The following is a 630-nucleotide window of genomic DNA, read 5'->3' as shown; positions in this document are numbered from 1 at the left end:
CCGCCGGCATTCGAGATAGTCCTCGACCAGGGACACCATGGTAGTGGCGGGCTTCATGTGCGTCTCCCCGGCCATGGCAAGGCAACGGTATTGAGCCTGGGTAGATCGACTCTGACATAGATGGTCGTCGTGTTGACGTTGCGGTGGCGCAGTAGATCGGCGATGTCTTTGAGACTTGCCCCTTCCCTGAGTAGCCTTGATGCGAACGAATGGCGTAGCACATGGGTTCCGGTCCACCGCTGAGCGAGGCCACACCGGGCGTAGGCACAGCGTACGGCATTACGCACCAGGCTGGGCCCCACCGGTTCATCGCGCGGAGCGCGGTGCCGCACAAACAGTGCGCAGCTTTCCGTTCGCGGGCGCCCGAAGCGCAAATAGTCAGCGATCGCGCGCCCTGTCTCCAAAGGCAACGGCAGAAGTGTTGTGCGTTTTGCCTTCGCTTTGGCAATCCGGAGCGTCCCTTCTCGCCAATTCAAGTCATCGAGCTGGATAAAAGCCACTTCGCTCGCCCGCAGGCCTAGGTCCACCAGACAGCGAATGATCGCGTAGTCACGTCGGCCGGTTGGACACGTATGATCGAAGGAATTCACAAGCCCCGCCAGTTCTGAATCGGTAAGAGAATCCGGTAAC

The 630-nt window shown here is 60.0% G+C and carries 1 protein-coding gene; it reads right to left on the bottom strand.

The genetic code is table 11. The annotated features are described in order from the left end of the window. Positions 1-53: 53 nt before the first annotated feature. On the bottom strand, positions 54-630 hold a 577-nt coding region (locus JMY24_RS38150), incomplete at its 5' end, for a site-specific integrase (RefSeq protein ID WP_201704143.1).

Origin of the sequence: Paraburkholderia kirstenboschensis (assembly GCF_904848585.1) — a bacterium.
GTDB classification, from domain to species: domain Bacteria; phylum Pseudomonadota; class Gammaproteobacteria; order Burkholderiales; family Burkholderiaceae; genus Paraburkholderia; species Paraburkholderia kirstenboschensis.
This window is presented reverse-complemented; position numbering and strand designations above follow the sequence as displayed.